This is a genomic window from Gemmobacter sp. (assembly GCF_016792925.1).
GTDB lineage: Bacteria > Pseudomonadota > Alphaproteobacteria > Rhodobacterales > Rhodobacteraceae > Gemmobacter.
In genome coordinates this window covers 1-4263 of record NZ_JAEULU010000296.1, presented here as the reverse complement: position 1 = coordinate 4263, position 4263 = coordinate 1, and the positions used below count along the sequence as shown (strand labels likewise).

At 66.4% G+C, this 4263-nt stretch carries 5 protein-coding genes; 3 read left to right on the top strand and 2 right to left on the bottom strand.

Annotation, left to right across the window (positions count from 1 at the left end):
• Positions 1-19: 19 nt before the first annotated feature.
• Positions 20-754: a metallophosphoesterase gene (locus JNN06_RS14375; RefSeq protein WP_291240285.1), complete on the bottom strand. Its 735-nt coding sequence runs from the start codon at positions 752-754 to the stop codon at positions 20-22.
• 332 nt (positions 755-1086) lie between these two features.
• Here JNN06_RS14375 and JNN06_RS14370 point away from each other — a divergent pair, with 332 nt between their 5' ends.
• Positions 1087-1593: a hypothetical protein gene (locus JNN06_RS14370; RefSeq protein WP_291240284.1), complete on the top strand. Its 507-nt coding sequence runs from the start codon at positions 1087-1089 to the stop codon at positions 1591-1593.
• A 27-nt stretch (positions 1594-1620) separates the two neighbouring features.
• Here the strand turns inward: JNN06_RS14370 and JNN06_RS14365 are convergent, their stop codons facing one another.
• Complete coding sequence (locus JNN06_RS14365; protein ID WP_291240283.1) at positions 1621-2046, bottom strand: hypothetical protein; 426 nt, start codon at positions 2044-2046, stop codon at positions 1621-1623.
• 232 nt (positions 2047-2278) lie between these two features.
• On the opposite strand from JNN06_RS14365, the gene ffh reads away from it, so the two are divergent.
• Both ffh and JNN06_RS14355 read left to right on the top strand, forming a co-directional pair.
• Positions 2279-3775, top strand: a complete 1497-nt coding sequence (ffh, locus tag JNN06_RS14360) for a signal recognition particle protein (protein ID WP_291240282.1) — start codon at positions 2279-2281, stop codon at positions 3773-3775.
• Positions 3772-4263: GNAT family N-acetyltransferase (locus JNN06_RS14355; protein WP_291240281.1), on the top strand; the 492-nt coding region annotated here is incomplete at its 3' end. The genes ffh and JNN06_RS14355, both read left to right, overlap by 4 nt.

The following is a 4263-nucleotide window of genomic DNA, read 5'->3' as shown; positions in this document are numbered from 1 at the left end:
TCCGCGCCCGCGAAAGCCCTCAGCCTTCGGGCAGCAGCGCCACCCGGCCTTGTGGCGTCAAGAGCCACGCCTTGCGCCCCTCGATGGCCACTGCCGACAAGGGCCCGCCATAGGCCGCCCCACTGTCGAGGTTCAGGCGGTTGCCGTAATGCGTCGCTGCGTCCAGCGCGGTATGGCCATGCACGATCAACGCACCATGATCGGTGGGATTGCTGAGGAACGGCTCGCGGATCCAGACCAGATCGGTCTCGGTCTGATCCTCGAACGCCACGCCGGGGCGGATGCCCGCATGGACATAAAGACAGCAGCCCAGGCGATGCTGCGCCGGCCGCGCCTCCAGCCAGTCGCGATGCGCCTGCGGCACGGCGGCCAGCGCATCGGCATGCACCGCCGCCACCGGCCGGTCACCCGGCGCATGCACCCCGTAAGAGGCCAGCGTCGGCCCGCCGCCCAGACGCGGATGCAGCCATGACAATTCGGCTCGCAAGCCCGGCTCCGATTCGCCGGGATTGTGCAGAAACCGGCTGAACATCCGGTCATGATTGCCCTTCAGCACCACCCAATCGGCACCGCGCGCCTGCCCCGCCATCAGAAATTCGATCACGCCGCGGCTGTTTTCACCGCGATCCACCAGGTCTCCGACATGGATCACGCTTGCGTGACCCTCGCGCGCCATATCCGCCGCGATCAGATCATGCGCCGCCTCCAGCAGATCCAGATGGCCGTGAATATCGCCGATGGCATAGGCGCGCATGCGTTGTTTTCCTGCTGCTGACGGATGATCTGTGACGCCCCGCGCCGGGAATGGCAAGCTGCGCCAGACATCAGGCCAAATGAACCCAACGGTTCAAATTGGGCTTTCCGTCGCGATTGCAAGGCCGGGCGCCTTCACCTTTCTGTCACGCATCCGTCACGGCTTCGTGTTGTGCAAACCCGCACAGCGACCTCTCAATTCCCTGATATTCCTAAAAAATTTTTCGGGGCCTATCTCTGTCTCACCGAAGACGGATGGCCCGATGGGCACCGTTGGACAGGAGGCCCGGCGCAATCGGCGCGGGTCGCAACCGAAGGACACAGGAGAAGATCATGTCCGTGAAAACCGTATTCGCCGCCCTCGTTCTGGCCACCGCCGCCGGTACCGCCTCGGCCCAAGGCCTGAACCCCGGCCTCGTGCAGCAATCGAACCTGCTCGGCGTCGAGCCCGGCAGCCTGAGCGCCACCGAGCTGTCGCAACTGGCCGAAGCCAAGCGCGAGAACGACACCACCACCATCAACGCCATCCTGTCGCGGGCCGGCGTGTCGAAATCCAGCATGGGTTCGGCCAGCGGCAATGCAGGCATCGCCCAGATCGAGGCGCAACTGCGCGTGGCCCCCGGCCAATTGTCGCCCACCGAACTGTCGCGCCTTGGCGAAGCCCGCCGCGACAATGACACCACGACCGAAGCCGCGATCCTTTCGGGCGCCACCCGCGCCGTCAGCGATGCCTCCAGCCTGAATGCAGGCAAGGTGCAGATCGCCGCGCAACTCGGCGTGAACCCGGCCGATTACACCCTGTCGCAACTGGTCGGCATGCTGCCGCAATCGGATAGCTGATCCCCATCGCTCCCTGACGGGATCGGCCTAGAACAGACCCCGCAATCCCATCAGGGTTGCGGGGTCTTTACCTATCTGCCCGAGGGCGCGCGCCACCATCCGGGCCGGGCGCGGCGGCAGATCGGGCAGACTTATCTCCCGCAGCGCCAGAAACAGCGCCAGCGCATGCGCCCGCACCGGCAGTGACAGCGGCCCCTCCTCGCCCAACAGCGACAGGCCGAAACCGCGCGTCACCCCATGCAGATCGGTCAGATGATGCGCCATGCCCGGCCCACCCGGCGGTGCATCGGCGCAACGCGCCAAAGCCGCGCGCGTGCCGGCCCGCACCTCCGCCGGATCGCCCGGCCCAGCCAGCGGCGTGGCGCCCGTCAGCACCCCCGCCGCCATCGCCCAGCGAAAATTCGCCACGATCCAGCCCTGAACCTCTGGCGATACCGGATAGCGAAAGAACACGCGCGCCTCCAAAGCCCGTTTCTGGCATGAAACCCCGCCGGGCAGATACCCGCAACCCCTTCCGCGCTTGACTCTGCGCCCCCATCCCCCTATGCCCAACCCCAAATCCCCGGAGGCCTGCGCTTCCGGTCCCATCGCTTATGCGGGGATCGCCATCCGTCAGCGCGTTGCGCCCACGGGTGCCGCACCGCTTTGAACCCACGGGTTACGGCCCGCTGACTGGAGACGACGCATGTTCGAATCGCTTTCCGAACGCCTTGGCGGTGTCTTCGATCGCCTGACCAAACAGGGCGCCCTGTCCGAGGCTGACGTTGACACCGCGCTGCGCGAAGTGCGCACCGCGCTGCTGGAGGCGGATGTCTCGCTGCCCGTCGCGCGCGATTTCATCAAGGCGGTGAAGGCCAAGGCCACGGGTCAGGCCGTCACCAAATCGGTGACGCCGGGCCAGCAGGTCGTGAAGATCGTGCATGACGAGCTGGTGCGCGTGCTGTCGGGCGAGGGCGAGCCCGAGGCGCTCAAGATCGACAACCCGCCTGCCACCATCCTCATGGTCGGTCTGCAAGGCTCGGGGAAAACCACCACCACCGCCAAGCTGGCCAAGCGCTTGAAGGAAAAGCAGGGCAAGAAGGTTCTGCTCGCCTCGCTCGACACCCAGCGCCCGGCGGCGATGGAGCAATTGCAGATCCTCGCCGGGCAGATCGGCGCCGACAGCCTGCCCATCGTGAAGGGCGAGACGGCGGTGCAGATCGCCAAGCGCGCCAAGACCCAGGCCAATCTGGGCGGCTATGACGTGCTGTTCCTCGATACCGCAGGCCGTCTGCATATCGACGAAGTGCTGATGGACGAGGTGCAGGCGGTGCGCGACATCGCCCAGCCGCGCGAAACCCTGCTGGTCGTCGATGGCCTGACCGGCCAGGACGCGGTGAATGTGGCGACCGAGTTCAACGCCAAGGTCGGCATCTCCGGCGTGGTCCTCACCCGGATGGACGGCGACGGCCGCGGCGGCGCCGCGCTGTCGATGCGCGCCGTGACCGGCAAGCCGATCCGCTTTGTCGGCCTTGGCGAAAAGATGGAGGCGCTGGACGCCTTTGAGCCCGAGCGTGTCGCAGGGCGCATCCTTGGCATGGGCGACATTGTTGCGCTGGTCGAGAAAGCCCGCGAAACCTTCGAGGCCGAACAGGCCGAGCGCATGGCGAAACGCTTTGCCAAGGGTCTGTTCAACATGAACGACCTCAAGATGCAGCTCGAACAGATGCTCAAGATGGGCGGCATGCAGGGCGTCATGGGCATGTTGCCGGGCATGGGCAAGGCCGCCAAGATGGCCGAGGATGCGGGCTTTGATGACCGCATGCTGAAACGCCAGATCGCCCTGATCAACTCGATGACCAAGAAGGAACGGGCGAACCCCGATCTTCTGGCCGCCAGCCGGAAAAAGCGCATCGCTGCCGGCGCGGGGCTGGAGGTGGCCGATCTGAACAAGCTGCTGAAGCAGCACAAGCAGATGGCCGACATGATGAAGAAGATGGGCAAGGGCGGCATGATGAAACAGGCCATCAAGCAGATGATGGGCCGCGGCGGCATGCCCGACATCTCGAAGATGTCGCCCGAGGAAATGGCCGAGGCCGCCAAGGGCATGCAGCAGGGCATGGGCATGGGCGGCGGCTTCCCCGGCATGCCGCGCGGCCTTGGCCTGCCCTCGGGTCTTTCGGGGCTGATGAAGAAGAAATGACCCCGGCCCTCCGCCCGCAGCTGACCGGACTGCCCGTTCTGGAAACGGAACGGCTGGTGCTGCGCGCGCCGAGGGCCGAGGATTGGCCGGCGTTCCGCGACTACCGCGCCTCGCCCCGCACTGTCTATGCAGGCGGCGTCAAGAAGGAACAGCAGGCAGCGGAACAGTTCGCTTCTTTCTTTGGGCATTGGGTGATGCGCGGCTTCGGCCGGCTGATCGCCGAGGATCGGGCGACGGGCCTGCCCGTCGGTCATTTCGGGCCGATGCAATGGGAAGACGCCGGTCAGGTGGAACTGACCTGGTCGCTGTGGACGGCCGCAGCCGAGGGCCGGGGTCTGGCGACCGAGGCCGCCCGGGCAATGCAGAATTGGGTCTTCGGCCCGCTGGGCCTGACCTCGGCCAAGGCCGAAGTGCATCGGGATAATGCGGCTTCCCACGCCATCGCGCGGCGTCTGGGCGGGCGGCTGGCGCCGGACCAGCGCCCGGTC

Bases quoted from the DNA above. Each gene is read 5' to 3' on its own strand.
- ffh (WP_291240282.1), top strand. From the start codon at position 2,279: ATGTTCGAATCGCTTTCCGAACGCCTTGGCGGTGTCTTCGATCGCCTG.
- JNN06_RS14370 (WP_291240284.1), top strand. From the start codon at position 1,087: ATGTCCGTGAAAACCGTATTCGCCGCCCTCGTTCTGGCCACCGCCGCC.
- JNN06_RS14375 (WP_291240285.1), bottom strand. From the start codon at position 754: ATGCGCGCCTATGCCATCGGCGATATTCACGGCCATCTGGATCTGCTG.